Below are 16,294 nucleotides of genomic sequence, written 5' to 3'. Positions count from 1 at the left end.
ACTATCCGCCGTTCGCTGCGTACCAGTCCTGCAGCAGCTGCACGTTCTTCAGGTGATCCGCGTAGGTCACCGCGTAGCGGGTCTCCTTGGTCGTCAGGTTCACCGTCACGAAGTACAGGTAGTCGTGCTGCGTGGGGTTCACGGCCGCCTGGATCGAGGCCTCTCCCGGGGCAGCGATCGGGCCCGGAGGCAGACCCGTGTACAGGTAGGTGTTGTACGGGTTGTCGATCGCACGATCGGCATCCGAGGTGAAGACCGAGTCGGACGGCGCGAAGTAGTGGACGGTCGAGTCGAGCTGGAGCGGCATGTCGATCGCGAGTCGGTTGTAGATGACGCCCGCGATCATGGGGCGGTCCTCGTCCGTGCCGGCCTCGCGCTCCACGAGGGACGCGACCGTCAGGATGCGCTCGTAGTCCTCAGGAGCGACTCCGTTGCGATCGAGCACCTCGACGGTGGTCGACACCATCTTGGACAGCACGTCGGTGGGGGTCACACCCGGGTTGAAGGTGTAGGTCGACGGGAACAGCCAGCCCTCAAGATTGCCGTTCGCCTCGGCCGGAAGTCCGATGGCGGCGGAGTCAGCCGCGGCGGCCTTGACGTCGTCCAGGCTGTACTCCGTCAGATCCGCGATCTTCTGGTAGTAGGTGTCGAGCGTCTTGCCCTCGATGACGGTGAGCGTGCGCACGTCCCGGTAGTCCGGGTTGAGCAGCTGGTCGAGCGCGAGCGACGCCTGCATCTCTCGCTGCATGAAGTAGTAGCCCGCCGAGATGGACGACGAGTCCGGGTTCTGGTTCCACGCGACGATGAACGCCTCGGTGGAGGCGATGACCCCGGCGTCGTACAGGGTCTGAGCGATGTCCGCGCCGGTGTCGCCGGCCTCGACGACCACCTGGATGCTGCCGGATCCTGCTCCCGTGTAGTCCGCGACCGCACTCTCCGAGGGCGACAGCGACTTCACGAAGCTGTAGGCGACCGAGCTGCCGAGCGCGAGAACCACGAGAGCGACCGCGGAGGCGACGAGAGTCCACTTCCGACGCGTCGCGCGGCGCTGGCGGCGCTGCAATCGGCGCATGTCGAGCGAGGTCGTGGACGCCGTCTCGGCTTCAAAAAGGTCAGTCATCGCTCCCCTTGGTGGGTGGAACCTCGTAGGTCACTGTACCGAGGTTGCCTTTCTTCTGTACATCGAGCGCGGTCTCGAGGATCACCACGGCGGCTGCCTGGTCGATCACCTGTCGCTGCGACTTGGCGCTGCGTCCCGCCGCGCTCATCTGCCTGGACGCGGATGCGGTCGAGAACCGCTCGTCGATCAAACGAACCGTCGCGGACGTCAGTTCCGCGAGCTCCTGGGCGAAACCACGGGCGTCAGCAGCGGAGGCGCCCTCGCGTCCAGCAAGGGTGCGAGGGAGGCCGACGAACACCTCGGTAGCCTCCCGCTCCGCGACGATCTGCGCAACCTCGCGCACCGCGTCTGTGGAACGTGTCACCGTGCCCACCGGGAAGGCCATGAGGCCGTCCGGGTCGCTCGCGGCGACGCCGACACGTACGGTGCCGACGTCGACGCCGAGCCTGACATGCCTATCCACGGGCACCGATCGTCGACACGACCGCCTGGAGCGCCTCGCCGATGCGGGCCGCGTCCTGGCCACCGCCCTGCGCAAGGTCCGGCTTGCCACCACCGCCACCGCCGAGCACGCCGGCGGCGACCCTCACCAGGTCGCCCGCCTTGATGCCGAGGTCGCGCGCGGCCGCGTTGGTGCCGATCACGACCTGCGGCTTGCCGTCGACCGCGGCCGCGGCCGCGACGACAGCAGGCGTGGACTCGCCAAGACGGGCGCGAACGTCGGTCACGAGGGTGCGGAGGTCGTCGCCGGAGCCGGCCGCAGCCGACTCATGCGCGACCACGCGCACTCCCCCGACCTTCTGCGCTTGTCCGACCAGCGACGCCGCCGCGGCACGCATCGCGTCCGCGCGGTAGCCTGCGAGCTGCTTCTCCGCGTCGGCCACCCGCTCAAGGAGGCGCTCGACGCGACCCTTGAGCTCACCGGGCTGCACCTTCAGGGTCGAGGTGAGCTCGCTCACCAGCGCACGCTCGGTCGCAAGGTGCTCGAACGCCTCGAATCCGACGAACGCCTCGATGCGACGTGCACCCGATCCGACCGACGACTCGGTGCTCACCGCGACCATGCCGACCTGGCTGGAGTGCTCCACGTGCGTGCCGCCGCACAGCTCTCGCGACCAGGGGCCGCCGATCTGCACCACGCGGACGTTCGAGTCGTCGTACGTCTCACCGAAGAGCGCGACCGCGCCCCAGGTCTTCGCCTCGGACAGGGTCATGTACTGCCAGGATACGGGAAGGTCGTTGCGGATCGCCCTGTTGGTGACCTCCTCGATCTCCGACCGGGTCTCGGTGCTGAGGGCCTGCGACCACGCGAAGTCGAGCCGGAGGTAGCCAGGCTTGTTGTAGGAGCCGGACTGCAGCGCCTCCGGTCCCAGCACCTCGCGCAGCGCGGCGTGGATCAGGTGGGTGCCCGAGTGCGCCTGACGCGCACCGAGGCGCCAGTCGGCGTCGACCTCCGCCGACACCGCGTCTCCGACGGCGACCTCACCCTCGACGACCTTGACCGTGTGGACGACGAGACCCTTGATCGGCTTCTGCACGTCCACGACCTCGAGAGTCGCGTTCGCGGCGCGGATCACGCCCGCGTCAGAGTCCTGTCCGCCGGACTCCGCGTAGAACGGAGTCTGCGGGAGCACCACCTCGAGCGTGTCGCCCTCGACGCCGACGGGCACGGGCACACCGTCCTTGAGGATGCCTTGGACCTCCGTAGCGGTGATCAGCTCGTGGTAGCCCTTGAACTCCGTCGCGCGCTGTTCGAGGAGACCTTGATACACGGCGGTGTCCGCGTGACCGCCCTTCTTCGCCTTCGCGTCGGCTCGGGCACGTTCGCGCTGCTCGTTCATGAGCTCGCGGAACTTCGCCTCGTCCACCTGCAGGCCGGCCTCGGAGGCCATCTCGAGCGTGATGTCGATCGGGAAGCCGTACGTGTCGTGCAGCTGGAACGCGTCGACGCCGGCAAGCGCCGTCGCGCCGGCCCGCTTCGCACGGTCCACCGCGGTGTCGAAGATCGTGGTGCCGGAGGCGAGGGTGCGTCGGAACGCGTCCTCCTCCTTGTACGCCACCTCGGAGATCCTCGCGAAGTCCGCGTCCAGCGTCGGGTACGTCAGCTTCATCGCCTCCTTGGACACGGGAAGCAGCTCGGGCAGCGAGGCGTCGTCGACGCCCAGAAGGCGCATGTTGCGCACCGAGCGACGAAGCAGGCGACGCAGCACGTAGCCACGACCTTCGTTGCCCGGCTTGACGCCGTCGCCGATGAGCATGAGCGACGAGCGGATGTGGTCCGCGATCACGCGGAAGCGAACGTCCGCTTCCTTGTTCTCGCCGTAGGTCAGGCCGGTCAGGCGCTGCACCGCGCCGATCACAGGGAAGACCTCGTCGGTCTCGTAGAAGTTGTCCACGCCCTGCTTGAGGAACGCGATTCGCTCCAGGCCCGCGCCGGTGTCGATCGCCTTCTGGTCGAGCTCTCGGATCAGCTCGTAGTCCTTGCCGTCGCCAGGACCGCGCAGGTACTGATCGAAGACGAGGTTCCAGATCTCCAGGTAGCGGTCGCCACCGGGGTCGACGGTGCCGCCCACCGCATCCGGACCGAAGGCGGGGCCGCGGTCGTAGTGCCACTCGGCACAGGGACCGGCAGGCCCGGGCTGTCCGGTGTCCCAGAAGATCTGCTCGCGCGTGAGCTTCACGATCTGGTCGGGGTTGACTCCCACGTTGATCAGCGAGGAGAGCGCCTCGTCGTCCTCGTTCCAGATGGTGACCCAGAAGCGCTCGGGCTCGAACCCGTAGCCGCCCTCGGACTCCGGCGTGGTGAGCAGCTCCCACGCGAAGTTGATCGCGCCTTCCTTGAAGTAGTCGCCGAAGGAGAAGTTGCCCAGCATCTGGAAGAAGGTGCCGTGACGGGTGGTCTTGCCGACCTCCTCGATGTCCTTGGTGCGGATGCACTTCTGGACGGACGCGATGCGCGGGTGCGGCGACTGCTCGGTCCCGATGATGTACGGGATGAAGGGCACCATGCCTGCGACTGTGAACAGCAGCGACGGGTCCGGCGACACCAGCGAGGTGCTGGGCGCGATGTGGTGGCCCTGCTTCGCGAAGTAGTCGTTCCATCGCGTGGCGATCTCGGCGGAGCGCATGCAAGTCCTTGTCTCGAGAAGGAGTCGGAGGGTGAGAAGCAGAAAGCCGCGGCGCGCCGTCCCGTGAGGGAGCAGCGCACCGCGGCGTCTGCTTGGTCGGGCTCTGGGTCAGAGCCTACCGTCGGTCAGGCTTAGCGAGCGTAGTACTCGACGACCAGCTGGACCTCGCAGGTCACGGGGACCTCGGCACGCTTGGGGCGACGCACGAGCTGAGCCGTGAGCTTCTCCAGCGTGACGTTGAGGTACTCGGGGACCTGGGGCAGCACGTCGCGGTGAGCACCGGCAGCAGCGGCCATGTAGGGCTCCATGGTGACGGCCTTGGGCTTGACCTGGATGGTCTGGCCGGGCTTCACACGGAACGACGGGCGGTCGACGATCTTGCCGTCCACGAGGATGTGGCGGTGCAGGACCGCCTGGCGGGCCTGCAGGATGGTGCGGGCGAAGCCGGCACGCAGCACGAGCGCGTCGAGACGCATCTCGAGCAGCTCGACGAAGGCCTCACCGGTCAGACCGGCGTCCTTCTTCGCCTCGGCGTAGATCGCGGTCATCTGCTTCTCGCGGAGACCGTACTGCGCGCGAAGACGCTGCTTCTCGCGCAGACGGACGGCGTAGTCGCTCTCCTTGCGGCGAGCGGTACGACCGTGCTCGCCGGGCGGGTAGGGACGCTTCTCGAAGTGCTTGACGGCCTTCGGCGTCAGCGCGAGGCCGAGCGCACGCGACAGCCGCACCTGGCGGCGTGCCTTCTGAACTGAGGTCATGATTTCCTTCACGATGCCCGGGCGCGCGGATGCGCCGGGATCAGACGTATGTATGCGAGTTCGCGGCGACAGCAGCCAACCGTCCGCGAGGGCTGAACGATTGTAGCAGGCACCGACCGCGATGTCAGTCGCGTCCGAGCATCTCCCTGATGGTCGCGAGCCGTTCGCTCAGCGTGCGCTCCACGCCGTGGTCCGTGGGCAGGTAGTACCGGGTGCCCTGGAGGGACTCGGGCAGGTACTCCTGACGGGCCACTCCGCGCGGCGCGTCGTGGCTGTACACGTAGTCCTTGCCGTGTCCGAGCCGTTCTGCACCGCTGTAGTGCGCGTCTCGCAGGTGCGCGGGGACGACGCCCGCGCGCCCGGCCTTCACGTCCGCGATGGCCGCGTTGATCGCGTTGTAGGCACGGTTCGACTTGGGGGCCATCGCCAGGTACGCGGTGGCCTCGGCAAGCGGGATGCGCCCCTCGGGCATGCCGATGAAGCTCACCGCATCGGCCGCGGCCTGAGCGATGACCAGGCCCTGGGGGTCCGCCAGGCCGACGTCCTCGGACGCCAGGATGACGAGTCGCCGCGCGATGAAGCGAGGGTCCTCGCCCGCCACGACCATGCGCGCCAGGTAGTGCAGCGCGGCGTCCACGTCGGAGCCGCGCACCGACTTGATGAACGCCGAGATGACGTCGTAGTGCTGGTCGCCCGACTTGTCATACGCCACGAGCGCCGCGTCCATGGTGGCCTCGACGATCGCCTCCGTGATGACACCGTCGCCGTCCGCCGCGGTGTCAGCCACCGCCTCGAGCAGCGTGAGCGCCTTGCGGGCATCGGCCCCGGCCACGCGCACCAGCTGGTCCTTCGCCGCCTCCTCGAGCGTCACCTCGCCGCCGAGGCCCCTCGGGTCGGCGACCGCGCGCCCGAGGAGCGCCGCGACGTCGTCCGCGCCCAACGGCTTGAGCGTCAGCAGCAGCGAGCGCGACAGGAGCGGACCGACCACCGAGAACGAGGGGTTCTCCGTCGTGGCGCCGATCAGCGTGATCCACCGGTTCTCGACCGCGGGCAGCAGGATATCCTGCTGGCTGCGCGTGAAGCGGTGGATCTCATCGATGAAGACGACAGTCTCCCGCTCCCCCGTCGCGAGCCGTCGCTTCGAGTCGTCGATCACGGCCCGGACGTCCTTGACGCCCGACGACACGGCCGACAGCTCGACGAACCGACGGCCACCCGCGACGAGGTACGCAAGGGTCGTCTTGCCGGTACCGGGCGGACCCCACAGCATGACGGAGGCGGCGGGTGCGGTCTCCCCGATCAGCCGCCTGAGAGGCGAGCCGTCGCCGAGCAGGTGGGACTGCCCCACCACCTCGTCGAGCGTGCGTGGCCGCATCCGCACCGCGAGCGGTGCCGACGAGCTGGGTGCAGGAACGCCTGAGGCTTCCGTGCGCACCGCGTCGAACAGGTCCATGCCGCAAGCCTAAGCGGTGCGAGCAACGTCGCTTCCCTCGTATTGCAAGAGTTCTTTCGAAAGAGTAGTTTCGACGTCATGACCGACGACAACGGCATCCCCCTCCCCTCGTGGCCCACCCGTGACATCACCGACCCCCGCGAGCTTCGCGCCCTCGCGCACCCCGTGCGCTTCGCGCTCCTGGACCTGCTCGCCGAAGGGCCCAAGACCGCCACCGAATGCGCGGAGCTGCTGGGCGAGACACCCGCCAACTGCTCATACCACCTCCGACAGCTCGCCAAGTACGGACACGTGATCGAGGCGGGCGGAGGCAAGGGCAGGGAACGTCGTTGGAGCATGCGCAAGGAAGGCATCCGCTGGAGCTCCGTCGAGGCGCAGGACGCCGCGACCGCAGCGCTCGGCACCGTGCTCGGCAACGTCGTCGACGAGCACAGATTCTCCAAGTGGCGCGCCTACAGCGCGGTGAACGCCAGCGACGACCCCGCGTGGCGCGCCGCATCAACGAGCATGGACGTCGCAGTGTGGATGACGCCGGACGAGCTCAACGCCGTCGCCCAGCAGGTCCTCGACCTCTTCACCCCGTACGTGGAGCGGGACCGTCGAGAGGAGCCGCCCGCCGAAGGATCCAGGCTGGTCCGCTTCTTCGGCTACGGATGGGGCGCGCCACGGTGATCTCCGCGACCGCGCCGACCGATCACTCGAGCCCGATCCGCCGGATCGAACGCAGGTTCGTCGCGCTCACCGCACTCCGCTGGCTCCCCGTCGGATTCAAGAGCGCCCTCACCGTGCTTCTGCTCAGCGAGAGAGGCGTGCCTGCCGCCGCCATCGGCGTGGTGCTCGCGGTCTACAGCGTGACGGTCCTGCTCCTCGAGCTGCCCACAGGGGGCCTGGCGGACACATGGGGCTACCGTCCCGTCCTCATCACCGCCTCGCTCGTCGCCGTCGCGTCCACGGCGGCGCTCGGCCTGGTCACCTCCACGTGGGCGCTCATCGCGGCGTTCATGCTCGGCGGACTCGCGAGAGCGCTCGATTCGGGTCCGCTGCAGGCCTGGTTCGTCGACACGACGCGGGCGCACGACCCGGACGCGCCGATCCGGCGCGGCATCACCCGTGCCGGCGCCACCGAGTCGCTCGCTCTCGCCCTCGGAGCGCTCGGCGCGACAGCGCTCATCGCGCTCGTTCCCCTCCCATCGCACGGGGCACGAGTGATCGCCATGTCGGCACCATTCCTCGTCGCCGCGGCGCTGGGCATCGTCAACGCGGCGTTCCTCTGGTCCTGGGTCACCGGCTCGCCTCACGGACCGCGCGTGGAGGTCGGCAGGGGCGCTCAGCTACGGGAGGCCATCGCCTCAGGTCTGCGGCTCGCTCGCGCGAGCGCCCGCGTCCGCCGGATCCTGGCGATCGCGGCCGCGGGCGGGGCCGCCATGGCGGGAGTCGAGCTGCTCGCTCCGCTGCACTTCGCCGACATGCTCGGAGGCGAAGGCGCCGCGGCGGGCACCTACTCCTTGCTCGTCACGTGCGGCTTCATCGGGTCGGCCGTCGGATCGCTGGCCTCACCGTTCCTCGTGCGGCTCGCGCGCGCGCCGCACCGCGCGATCCTCGTGGGCGCCGTGGGCGCATCGATCATGCTCGCCGCGATCTCAACCCCCACCCCCTGGCGCGCCGCGACAGCCTTCGTCGCGTTCTACGTGATGCTCGGCACAGCGATGCCGCTCGTCGACGAGCTCACCCACGAGGAGGCCGCCACAGGTCAACGCTCCACCATGCTCTCGTTGAACTCCATGGCGATGCAGGTCACCGCGATCGCCATGAGCGCGGGCGCCGGCGCGGCGGCCGGGGTGCTCTCTCCGGGCACCGCGATGCTCCTGCCCGCCGCCGTGCTCGCCCTCGGTACCCTCGTGCTCCTGCGGTGGCCCGCGGCGACTCGCACGATCGCCGCACCACTGCCCGAGGAGGACCGCTCCCTCGTCACCGACTGAGCCGGTCCCCCTCCGCGACCAGGAGGTCCAGCACCGCGCGCACCGCCTGCCGCTCCACCCGATCCGGGCGCGCGATCACCACGATGCTGCGCACGGCGTGCACACCGGACAGCGGGATCAGCCGGTAGTCGGCGCTCTCAGGGGTCGAGAAGCGCGGCAGCAGAGCCACGCCGAGGCCTCGCGCCACGAGCGCCTCGACCAGCCGGTTGTCGCGCACCTCCGCGAGCCGCCGCAGGGCCACGCCGGTCGCCGACTCGATCGCCTCGTGCACCGTCGCGAACGGATAGCCCCGCGGCACGGCGATCCAAGGCTCCTCGCCGACGTCGGCAGGGCTCACCGTCGCATGGCCGACGAGCCGGTGCCCGGCAGGCACCGCGACGTCGATCGGTTCGCGCGCCACCACCCTGCTGATGAGGCGCTCCGCTCCGCGCGGCACATCGGCGCTGAGGCTGTGGGCGATCACCAGATCGGCGTCGGCGGTGCGCGATGCGAAGTCGCTCTCAGCGAGGTCGAAGTCTTCGAGCTCCACGTGGATGAGCGTGCCGACGAGCGCCGCCATGACGCCAGGGAGCAGCGCTGCTCCCGCGCTGGGCAGGGTCCCGATGCGGACGACGCCCTGCGGCTCCCCCACGCGCTGCTCGAGCGTGGCCTGCAGCCGAGCCACCGACGCCAGCACGTCGTCAGCCCCGTCCGCGAGCAGCTGCCCGGCCCACGTCAGCCTGAGCCCTCGGGACGCCGGCTCCACGAGGCGGACCCCGAGCTCGCGCTCCGCCGTCCGCAACTGCTGCGACAGCGCCGACGGCGTGCGGTAGGTCGCCTCTGCCACGGCGCTCAGGGTGCCGCGATCGCGAAGCTCCCGCAGCAGCTCGAGATGCCTGATCTCCATGTAGGAAGCCTACAGGCCTGCTTCATCAATCATCGCTGGTGCTTCACCATCCCGGTGGCCACACTGGCGCCATGCCGATGCGCCACGTCCTCCTCGCCATCCTCACCGCGATCCTGTGGGGAGCGAACTTCCTCGCCATCCACGCCTCGCTGTCACAGTTCCCTCCGTTCCTGCTCGTGGCGCTCAGGTTCGCCATCATCGCGATCCCGACGATCCTGTTCGTGCCGCGCCCGCAAGTGCGCTGGCGCTGGCTGCTCGGCTACGGCATCGGCTTCGGCACGCTCCAGTTCGTGTTCCTGTACCTGGGGATGGCGCTCGGGTTCCCCACCGGCCTTTCCTCCCTGGTGCTGCAGGCCTCGGCACCCTTCACGGTGGTGCTCGGCGCGCTGCTCCTGCACGAACGGATCGGGCGCCGCGCGGCGATCGGAGTCGGCGTCGCGGCGGTGGGTCTGGTCGTCGTCGGCCAGTCCTACGGAGCCGCGGCTCCGGTGGGACCGTTCCTTCTGGTGCTCCTCGGCGCGCTCGGGTGGGCGCTGGGAAACCTCGCCAGCCGGAAGGCACGCACGGAACAGCCGCTGCACCTGGTGCTCTGGATGAGCATCGTGCCGCCGATCCCCATGGCCGCGCTCTCGCTGGTGTTCGAGGGACCCGACCAGATCGCGACCGCATTCTCGACGTCACTCACAGCGGCCGCCGCACCGGCCTGGTGGGGCCTCGCCTACACCGTGCTGCTCGGCACGCTCGCAGGCTCTGGGATCTGGGTCTGGCTGATGGCGCGCCACCCCGCAGGCACCGTTGCGCCGTTCTCGATGCTCGTGCCCGTCGTCGGCATCGTCACCGCATGGCTGGTTCTCGGGGAGCAGCCTGGCCCGGGTGAGCTCGCGGGCGGCGCGTTGATCATCGCTGGCGTGCTGTGGGCATCACGGCCCGCGCGCGCCGCGCTCCCCACGACAGACGTCGCGTCGCGTACCCCGCACGAGGCCCTGGCTCTCGAATCCGCGTCCACCTCGACGCGCTGAGCGCCTCCCGTCCCCGCATGCAGCGAGGGCGGCCTCCCACAGGAGACCGCCCTCGAGTCGACCGACGTCGGCTACGCCTTCGCCTCGGCCTCGCCCTTCTTCTCCGGCACGAAGTCCACGCCGGCCTCCTTGCGCTGCTCCGGCGAGATGGGCGCCGGAGCGTCGGTCAGCGGGTCGTAGCCGCCGCCGGACTTGGGGAACGCGATGACGTCGCGGATCGAGTCGTAGCCACCCAGCAGCATGACGACGCGGTCCCAGCCGAGCGCGATGCCGCCGTGCGGCGGGGCGCCGAACTTGAACGCGTCGAGGAGGAAGCCGAACTGCTCGTGCGCCTGCTCCTCGTCGATGCCCATCACGTTGAAGACACGCTCCTGCACGTCCTGACGGTGGATACGGATGGAGCCACCGCCGATCTCGTTGCCGTTGCACACGATGTCGTAGGCGTACGCGAGCGCCTCACCGGGGTTCGTGTCGAACGAGTCGAGGTACTCCGGCTTGGGGCTGGTGAACGCGTGGTGCACGGCCGTCCAGGACGAGGACCCGAGCGCCACGTCGTCATCGTCGCTGTCGACCGGCTTGAACAGCGGGGCGTCGACCACCCAGCAGAACTCGAAGCGACCCTCGTCGATGAGCCCCACGCGCTTGGCGATCTCGTTGCGGGCGGCGCCGAGAAGCGCACGGGACGCCTCCGTCTTGCCCGCCGCGAAGAAGACACAGTCGCCAGGGTTCGCGCCGGTGGCCTCCGCGAGACCAGCGAGCTCCAGCTCGGAGAGGTTCTTGGCGACGGGTCCGGTGAGCGTGCCATCCTCCTGGACCAGCACATACGCGAGGCCCTTCGCGCCACGCTGCTTGGCCCACTCCTGCCACGCGTCGAGAGTCTTGCGGGGCTGCGAGGCACCACCCGGCATGACGACCGCGCCGACGTACTCGGCCTGGAAAACTCGGAACGGCGTCTCCTTGAAGTACGAGGTCAGCTCGGTGAGTTCGAGGCCGAAGCGCAGGTCGGGCTTGTCGGAACCGAAGCGAGCCATCGCCTCGGCATAGGTCAGGCGCGGGATGGGGGTCGAGACCTCGTAACCGGCGAGCGCCCAGATCTCCTTGACGAGCTCCTCACCGAGCGCGATCACGTCGTCCTGGTCGACGAAGCTCATCTCGATGTCGAGCTGCGTGAACTCCGGCTGGCGGTCGGCACGGAAGTCCTCGTCGCGGTAGCAGCGCGCGATCTGGTAGTACCGCTCCATGCCCGCGACCATGAGCATCTGCTTGAACAGCTGAGGCGACTGCGGGAGCGCGTACCAGGAGCCGGGTGCCAGGCGCGCCGGGACGATGAAGTCGCGCGCACCCTCCGGCGTGGAATGCGTCAGGGTCGGCGTCTCGATCTCGAGGAACTCGTGGCGGTCGAGCACTCGTCGGGCCGCCTGGTTGACCTTGGAGCGCAGCACCATCGCAGCACGCTGCTGCGGGCGGCGCAGGTCGAGGTAGCGGTACTTGAGCCGCGCTTCCTCGCCCACGTTCACATGCTCGTCGATCGGGAACGGCGTCGGCGCCGACTCGTTCAGGATCACCACGTCGGAGACGGCCACCTCGATCTCACCCGACGGCAGGTTCGCGTTCGCAGAGCCCTCGGGACGCAGACGGACCTCGCCGGTGACCTGCACCACGTACTCGGTGCGCAGCGAGTGAGCGATCTCCTCGTGGATCACCACCTGCGCGAAGCCCGACGCATCACGCAGATCGATGAACGCGACACCGCCGTGATCACGACGGCGACCCACCCAGCCGGCGAGAGTGACGGTCGTGCCAGCGTCTGCGGCGCGGAGGTTTCCTGCGAGATGCGTGCGGAGCAAGGTCTGCCTTTCGTTCGCGCCCTCGTGGGCGCCTGCTGTGCGAGCCGCGCGGCCCACGGCGACGTGGAGCGCGCACAACTCAGTGATCGAGCGGGTTCAAGTCTAGCGGCGTGGCCGCACCCGACGCGGGTGCCGGAGGTCGCGACCCTCAGTGCGCGTCGGAACCCACCACCTCGGGCCACAGATCCCCGGCGGGCGGCGCCCAGACATCGGCGTCGGCATCCACCTGGTCGCCAGAGCGGATGTCCTTCACCTGACCGTCCCCGTCCTCGGCCGGGAACCAGACGAACGGGATGCCGCGACGGTCGGCGTGCTGGATCTGCTTGCCGAACTTGGAGGCCGACGGCGCGACCTCGCACGGGATGCCGCGGGCGCGCAGCCGATCAGCGATGGCGTTCGACGCCCGTCGAGACTCCTCCTCGGTCACCGCGACCAGCACCGCCGAGGGGACACCGCGCGTCGCCGACGCGAGGCCGGCCGACAGCAGCAGCGCCACGAGCCGGCTGACGCCGATCGACATGCCCACGCCCGGGAAGCCGCCGCCTGCGACCAACGAGTCGTACCTGCCGCCTGAGCAGATCGAGCCGAAGGCCTCGTGCCCATCCATGAAGGTCTCGTACACGGACCCCGTGTAGTAGTCGAGACCGCGAGCGATCCGCAGGTCCGCCACCGCCGTGCCCGGCACTGCGGCGTTCACCGTGTCCACCAGCGTCGCAAGGGAGGCGATGCCGCGCGCGAGCTGGTCCTGCGCGCCGGACACGTCGTCCACCTTCACGGTGGTCTCCCAGAGGTCCTCGACGGCGGACGCGAAGGACGAATCCGTCGAGGAGATCCTCGCAAGCTCGAGAGCCGCGTCCGCGGCCGTCTCGGACACGCCTTGCGCGGCAAGCTCCGCCCGGACCCCGTCCGGACCGACCTTGTCCAGCTTGTCCACGCTGCGCAGCGCCCCAGCGATGTCATCGATGCCGACGCCGCGGTAGAAGCCCTCGACGAGCGCACGGTTGTTCACGTGCATGGTGACCGACGGGATCGGCAGCCGACGCAGCGCCCGCGCCATCACGATCGCGACCTCAGCCTCGAGGTGCTCGGGCAACGTCTCTCGCGCCACGATGTCGATGTCCGCCTGATAGAACTCGCGGAAGCGTCCCTCCTGGGGCCGCTCCCCGCGCCACACCTTCTGGATCTGCCAGCGTCGGAACGGGAACTGCAGCGCGCCCTGGTTCTCCTCGACGTACCGGGCGAACGGCACCGTGAGGTCGAAGTGGAGGCCGACCTTCGCGTCGGAGTCGCCGTCGGCGTTCAGGCGCTGCAGGACGTAGATCTCCTTGGACGCCTCCGAGTCACCCGCCAGCCGCTCGATCGGCTCGACCGCCCTGGTCTCGATCTCCCCGAATCCGTGGAGCCCGAAGACCTCACGCAGCGTGGACAGGATCCGCGCCTCGACGACGCGGTCGCGAGGAGTCAGTTCTGGGAATCCGGAGAGGGGTCGCACACGAGCCATGGCGCCCATTGTTCCACCGGAGCCCGACATAGACTGACGACGCCCGAGCACGAGGAGCACAGGTGAGCAGCAGGCACAGAGCGGCGGCCAAGGAACGCAAGGCCCGCGAGGAGCAGGCACGTCGCGAGGCAGAGGCCCGGCGCTCGGCCCGGCGCAGGTGGAGGTGGGTCGCCATCGCCGCAGGCGCCGCGCTCGTCGCGCTCGTCGTCTACGGCCTCTGGCTGGTGCTGGGACAGGGTGAGGATGCGCCGGCGGCGACGCCGACGCCCAGCACCTCCGCGTCGGCGCAGGCGGCGCCTTCGGGGACCGCGTCGCCGGCCGCGACCTCCACCGATGACCCGATCGTCACGGAGTCCGGCTGGGGCGCGTCGAGCACCCCTCCCCCGACCTCCGTCGCGGAGGACCGCACCTGGACCGTGACCATGAGCACGAACATGGGCGACATCGTGATGGAGCTCGACGGTGCCGCCGCTCCCCAGGCCGTGGCATCGTTCCTGTCGCTCGCGGGCGACGGATACTACGACTCCACCGAGTGCCATCGGCTCACCACCGAGGGGATCTACATCCTCCAATGCGGCGACCCGCTCGGCACCGGCGCAGGCGGCCCCGCGTACAGCTTCGGACCGATCGAGAACGCTCCCGCCGACGGCGACTACCCCGCAGGCACGCTCGCGATGGCGCGCGCCTCCGCCTCGGATGTCGGCGCAGACGCCGCCGCGAACAGCATGGGAAGCCAGTTCTTCATCGTCTACGAGGACTCACAGATCCCCGCCGACGCGGCCGGTGGGTACACCGTGTTCGGCCGAGTGGTCCAAGGCCTGGGTATTGTTGAGGCTGTTGCCGAAGCCGGCACGATCACCGGGGACTCCGATGGTCGACCGGCACTGTCCGTCATCGTGAACGAGGTATCCGTTTCATGACTTCCGCCGATAGCCCCCGAGACATCGACGTCACCCCCGCCACCGAGGTTGAGGAGCAGATCGTCCCGACCCCCGCAGAGGATGCCCCCGCGGCCGCCGCTGCCGAGGTCGAGACCGTCGACCCGTCCGACGCCTCCGAGCCCGAGTCACCGCACGAGGACGCGCCCGCGCAGTCCTCGTCGTCGCCGGACGTGCCCGCTGAGGAGCCTCCCGCCGAGCCGTCCGCTGCCGAGCCCGCACCCAAGACGCCGAGGCCCCGGGCCCCCAAGCCTCGTGCTCCCAAGCCGGGAGCCTTCGCGCCGGCGACACCCGCCGTCGTCGCGGCGCACTCCACCCACCCCGTCAAGGTGCCCGTCGTCGACGAGGTCACGGCTGAGATGCTCGCGGAGGCAGAGGCCTTCGGCTCGATCGACGGGGACAACGTCGTCGTGACGATCGGCGACCAGGCCATCGAGGTCGGACCCGCCGTCGGGGACGACCCGCTGAAGCCGTTCGCGTCCGCCTACTACGAGCTCAAGACATCGATCGAGCGCTTCCACGCGCGTCTCGGCTCCGCCGAGCTGTCCGTCAAGGACATCGACGACGCGCTGAGCGCCACCTCGGCCTCACTCGCCACGCCGGCCGTGGTCGGTGACATCGTCGCGCTGCGCACGCGCTGGACCGAGGTCGAGGCCGAGGCGACGCAGACCCGCGAGCGGATCCAGGCCGAGCGTCGCGCGGCGCGAGACGCCGCCCTCGCCGCGCGCGAGGAGATCGTGGTCCAGGCCGAGGCGCTCGCCGCGAAGCCCGAGGACCAGGTGCACTGGAAGAACGACACCGAGTCGCTGCGGTCGCTGCTCGACGCCTGGAAGGAGGCGCAGCGCTCCGGCGCGCGCGTGCCCAAGGAGGCTGAGCGAGCGCTCTGGCGCCGGTTCACCCACGCACGGTCCTCGTTCGAGAAGGCGCGCAAGCACCACTTCTCGCAGCTCGACCGCGACAACGCGCAGGTGGCCGACCACAAGGAAGCGCTCGTCGCGCGTGCCGAGGCGCTGCAGACGTCGACGGATTGGGACTCGACTGCGCGTGCGTTCCGTGACCTCATGAACGAATGGCGGCAGGCGGGACGCGGCCGACGCAGCGTGGACGACGCCCTGTGGCGCCGCTTCCAGACGGCGCAGGATGCGTTCTTCGAGACGAGGCGCTCCGCCGCAGAGGCCGAGGACGAGGCCCTCGCGGGCAACGTCGAGGCGAAGGAGGCGATCGTCGTCGAGGCCGAGGCGCTGCTGCCCATCACCGATCTGCGCAACGCCAAGCGTGCGCTGCGCTCGCTGCAGGACAGGTTCGAGGCGGCAGGCAGGGTTCCGCGCGCTGACGCCGCACGTCTCGCCAAGCGGATCGGCGCCGTGGAGAAGGCCGTTCGGGACGGCGAGGACGCCGAGTGGCACTCCTCCAACCCCGAGCTCGAGGCCCGTGTCTCGGGCGCGGCCGCTCAGCTGCACGCCGCCATCGCCGACCTCGAGAAGGATCTGGAGAAGGCGACGGCCGCGGGCGACAAGCGCCGCATCAAGCAGGCCGAGGAGGCCCTCTCCGCTCGCAAGGCCTGGCTCAAGCAGATCGAGAACGTCCAGCGCTGAGCATCACCGAGGCCGGCGTCCCCTTCGGGTGGCGCCGGCTTCGCTGTCCCCAGCCGTGGCGTGAAGCGAG

The 16,294-nt window shown here is 69.7% G+C and carries 13 protein-coding genes; 5 read left to right on the top strand and 8 right to left on the bottom strand.

The annotated features are described in order from the left end of the window. Position 1: 1 nt before the first annotated feature. From mltG to RN607_RS06540, 5 genes are all read right to left on the bottom strand, one after another. Positions 2-1,120, bottom strand: coding sequence for an endolytic transglycosylase MltG (gene mltG / locus RN607_RS06560; protein ID WP_313501203.1), 1,119 nt, complete (start codon positions 1,118-1,120; stop codon positions 2-4). Continuing rightward, the gene (ruvX, locus tag RN607_RS06555) at positions 1,113-1,583 is read right to left on the bottom strand and encodes a Holliday junction resolvase RuvX (RefSeq protein WP_313545175.1); all 471 of its coding nucleotides are present in this window, start codon (positions 1,581-1,583) and stop codon (positions 1,113-1,115) included. The genes mltG and ruvX overlap by 8 nt, the downstream gene beginning before the upstream one ends. Continuing rightward, complete coding sequence (alaS, locus tag RN607_RS06550; RefSeq protein ID WP_313545173.1) at positions 1,576-4,248, bottom strand: alanine--tRNA ligase; 2,673 nt, start codon at positions 4,246-4,248, stop codon at positions 1,576-1,578. Before alaS ends, ruvX begins: the two co-directional genes overlap by 8 nt. Before the next feature lie 131 nt (positions 4,249-4,379). Continuing rightward, on the bottom strand, positions 4,380-5,006 hold the full coding sequence (rpsD, locus tag RN607_RS06545; RefSeq protein ID WP_301127655.1) for a 30S ribosomal protein S4: 627 nt from the start codon (positions 5,004-5,006) through the stop codon (positions 4,380-4,382). A 124-nt stretch (positions 5,007-5,130) separates the two neighbouring features. Beyond that, entirely contained in the window at positions 5,131-6,459 is a 1,329-nt protein-coding gene (locus tag RN607_RS06540; RefSeq protein WP_313545171.1) for a replication-associated recombination protein A, read from the bottom strand. Positions 6,460-6,537: 78 nt separating this feature from the next. Between RN607_RS06540 and RN607_RS06535 the strand changes: the two genes are divergently transcribed. Beyond that, the gene (locus RN607_RS06535) at positions 6,538-7,131 is read left to right on the top strand and encodes an ArsR/SmtB family transcription factor (RefSeq protein ID WP_313501193.1); all 594 of its coding nucleotides are present in this window, start codon (positions 6,538-6,540) and stop codon (positions 7,129-7,131) included. Beyond that, positions 7,128-8,438 (top strand): MFS transporter, encoded by a 1,311-nt coding sequence (locus tag RN607_RS06530; protein ID WP_313545169.1) that lies wholly within the window; start codon positions 7,128-7,130, stop codon positions 8,436-8,438. The genes RN607_RS06535 and RN607_RS06530 overlap by 4 nt, the downstream gene beginning before the upstream one ends. Here the strand turns inward: RN607_RS06530 and RN607_RS06525 are convergent. Continuing rightward, a complete protein-coding gene (locus RN607_RS06525; RefSeq protein ID WP_313545167.1) occupies positions 8,428-9,324 on the bottom strand; it encodes a LysR family transcriptional regulator in 897 nt (298 codons plus the stop codon). The two genes, RN607_RS06530 and RN607_RS06525, sit on opposite strands and share 11 nt — an antisense overlap. A 71-nt stretch (positions 9,325-9,395) precedes the next feature. On the opposite strand from RN607_RS06525, the gene RN607_RS06520 reads away from it, so the two are divergent. Then, positions 9,396-10,343 (top strand): EamA family transporter, encoded by a 948-nt coding sequence (locus RN607_RS06520; RefSeq protein WP_313545165.1) that lies wholly within the window; start codon positions 9,396-9,398, stop codon positions 10,341-10,343. A 71-nt stretch (positions 10,344-10,414) separates the two neighbouring features. Here the strand turns inward: RN607_RS06520 and aspS are convergent, their stop codons facing one another. Together aspS and hisS are read right to left on the bottom strand one after the other, a co-directional pair. Next, a complete protein-coding gene (gene aspS / locus RN607_RS06515) occupies positions 10,415-12,190 on the bottom strand; it encodes an aspartate--tRNA ligase (protein WP_313545163.1) in 1,776 nt (591 codons plus the stop codon). 148 nt (positions 12,191-12,338) lie between these two features. After that, positions 12,339-13,691 (bottom strand): histidine--tRNA ligase, encoded by a 1,353-nt coding sequence (gene hisS, locus RN607_RS06510; protein ID WP_313545160.1) that lies wholly within the window; start codon positions 13,689-13,691, stop codon positions 12,339-12,341. Positions 13,692-13,753: 62 nt separating this feature from the next. Between hisS and RN607_RS06505 the strand changes: the two genes are divergently transcribed. After that, positions 13,754-14,611 carry a peptidylprolyl isomerase gene (locus tag RN607_RS06505; RefSeq protein WP_313501185.1) on the top strand — a complete coding sequence of 286 codons (858 nt, stop codon included), beginning with the start codon at positions 13,754-13,756 and terminating at the stop codon, positions 14,609-14,611. After that, positions 14,608-16,224: a DUF349 domain-containing protein gene (locus tag RN607_RS06500; protein ID WP_313545158.1), complete on the top strand. Its 1,617-nt coding sequence runs from the start codon at positions 14,608-14,610 to the stop codon at positions 16,222-16,224. The genes RN607_RS06505 and RN607_RS06500 overlap by 4 nt, the downstream gene beginning before the upstream one ends. Positions 16,225-16,294: the final 70 nt, after the last annotated feature.

The sequence above is a fragment of the Demequina capsici genome (assembly GCF_032102965.1).
GTDB lineage: Bacteria > Actinomycetota > Actinomycetes > Actinomycetales > Demequinaceae > Demequina > Demequina capsici.
The sequence above is the reverse complement of the archived record's forward strand: the minus strand, read 5'-3'. Positions and strand labels throughout refer to the sequence as shown.

Bases quoted from the DNA above. Each gene is read 5' to 3' on its own strand.
- RN607_RS06540 (WP_313545171.1), bottom strand. From the start codon at position 6,459: ATGGACCTGTTCGACGCGGTGCGCACGGAAGCCTCAGGCGTTCCTGCA.
- RN607_RS06535 (WP_313501193.1), top strand. From the start codon at position 6,538: ATGACCGACGACAACGGCATCCCCCTCCCCTCGTGGCCCACCCGTGAC.
- RN607_RS06500 (WP_313545158.1), top strand. From the start codon at position 14,608: ATGACTTCCGCCGATAGCCCCCGAGACATCGACGTCACCCCCGCCACC.
- RN607_RS06520 (WP_313545165.1), top strand. From the start codon at position 9,396: ATGCCGATGCGCCACGTCCTCCTCGCCATCCTCACCGCGATCCTGTGG.
- alaS (WP_313545173.1), bottom strand. From the start codon at position 4,248: ATGCGCTCCGCCGAGATCGCCACGCGATGGAACGACTACTTCGCGAAG.
- RN607_RS06525 (WP_313545167.1), bottom strand. From the start codon at position 9,324: ATGGAGATCAGGCATCTCGAGCTGCTGCGGGAGCTTCGCGATCGCGGC.
- hisS (WP_313545160.1), bottom strand. From the start codon at position 13,691: ATGGCTCGTGTGCGACCCCTCTCCGGATTCCCAGAACTGACTCCTCGC.
- mltG (WP_313501203.1), bottom strand. From the start codon at position 1,120: ATGACTGACCTTTTTGAAGCCGAGACGGCGTCCACGACCTCGCTCGAC.
- rpsD (WP_301127655.1), bottom strand. From the start codon at position 5,006: ATGACCTCAGTTCAGAAGGCACGCCGCCAGGTGCGGCTGTCGCGTGCG.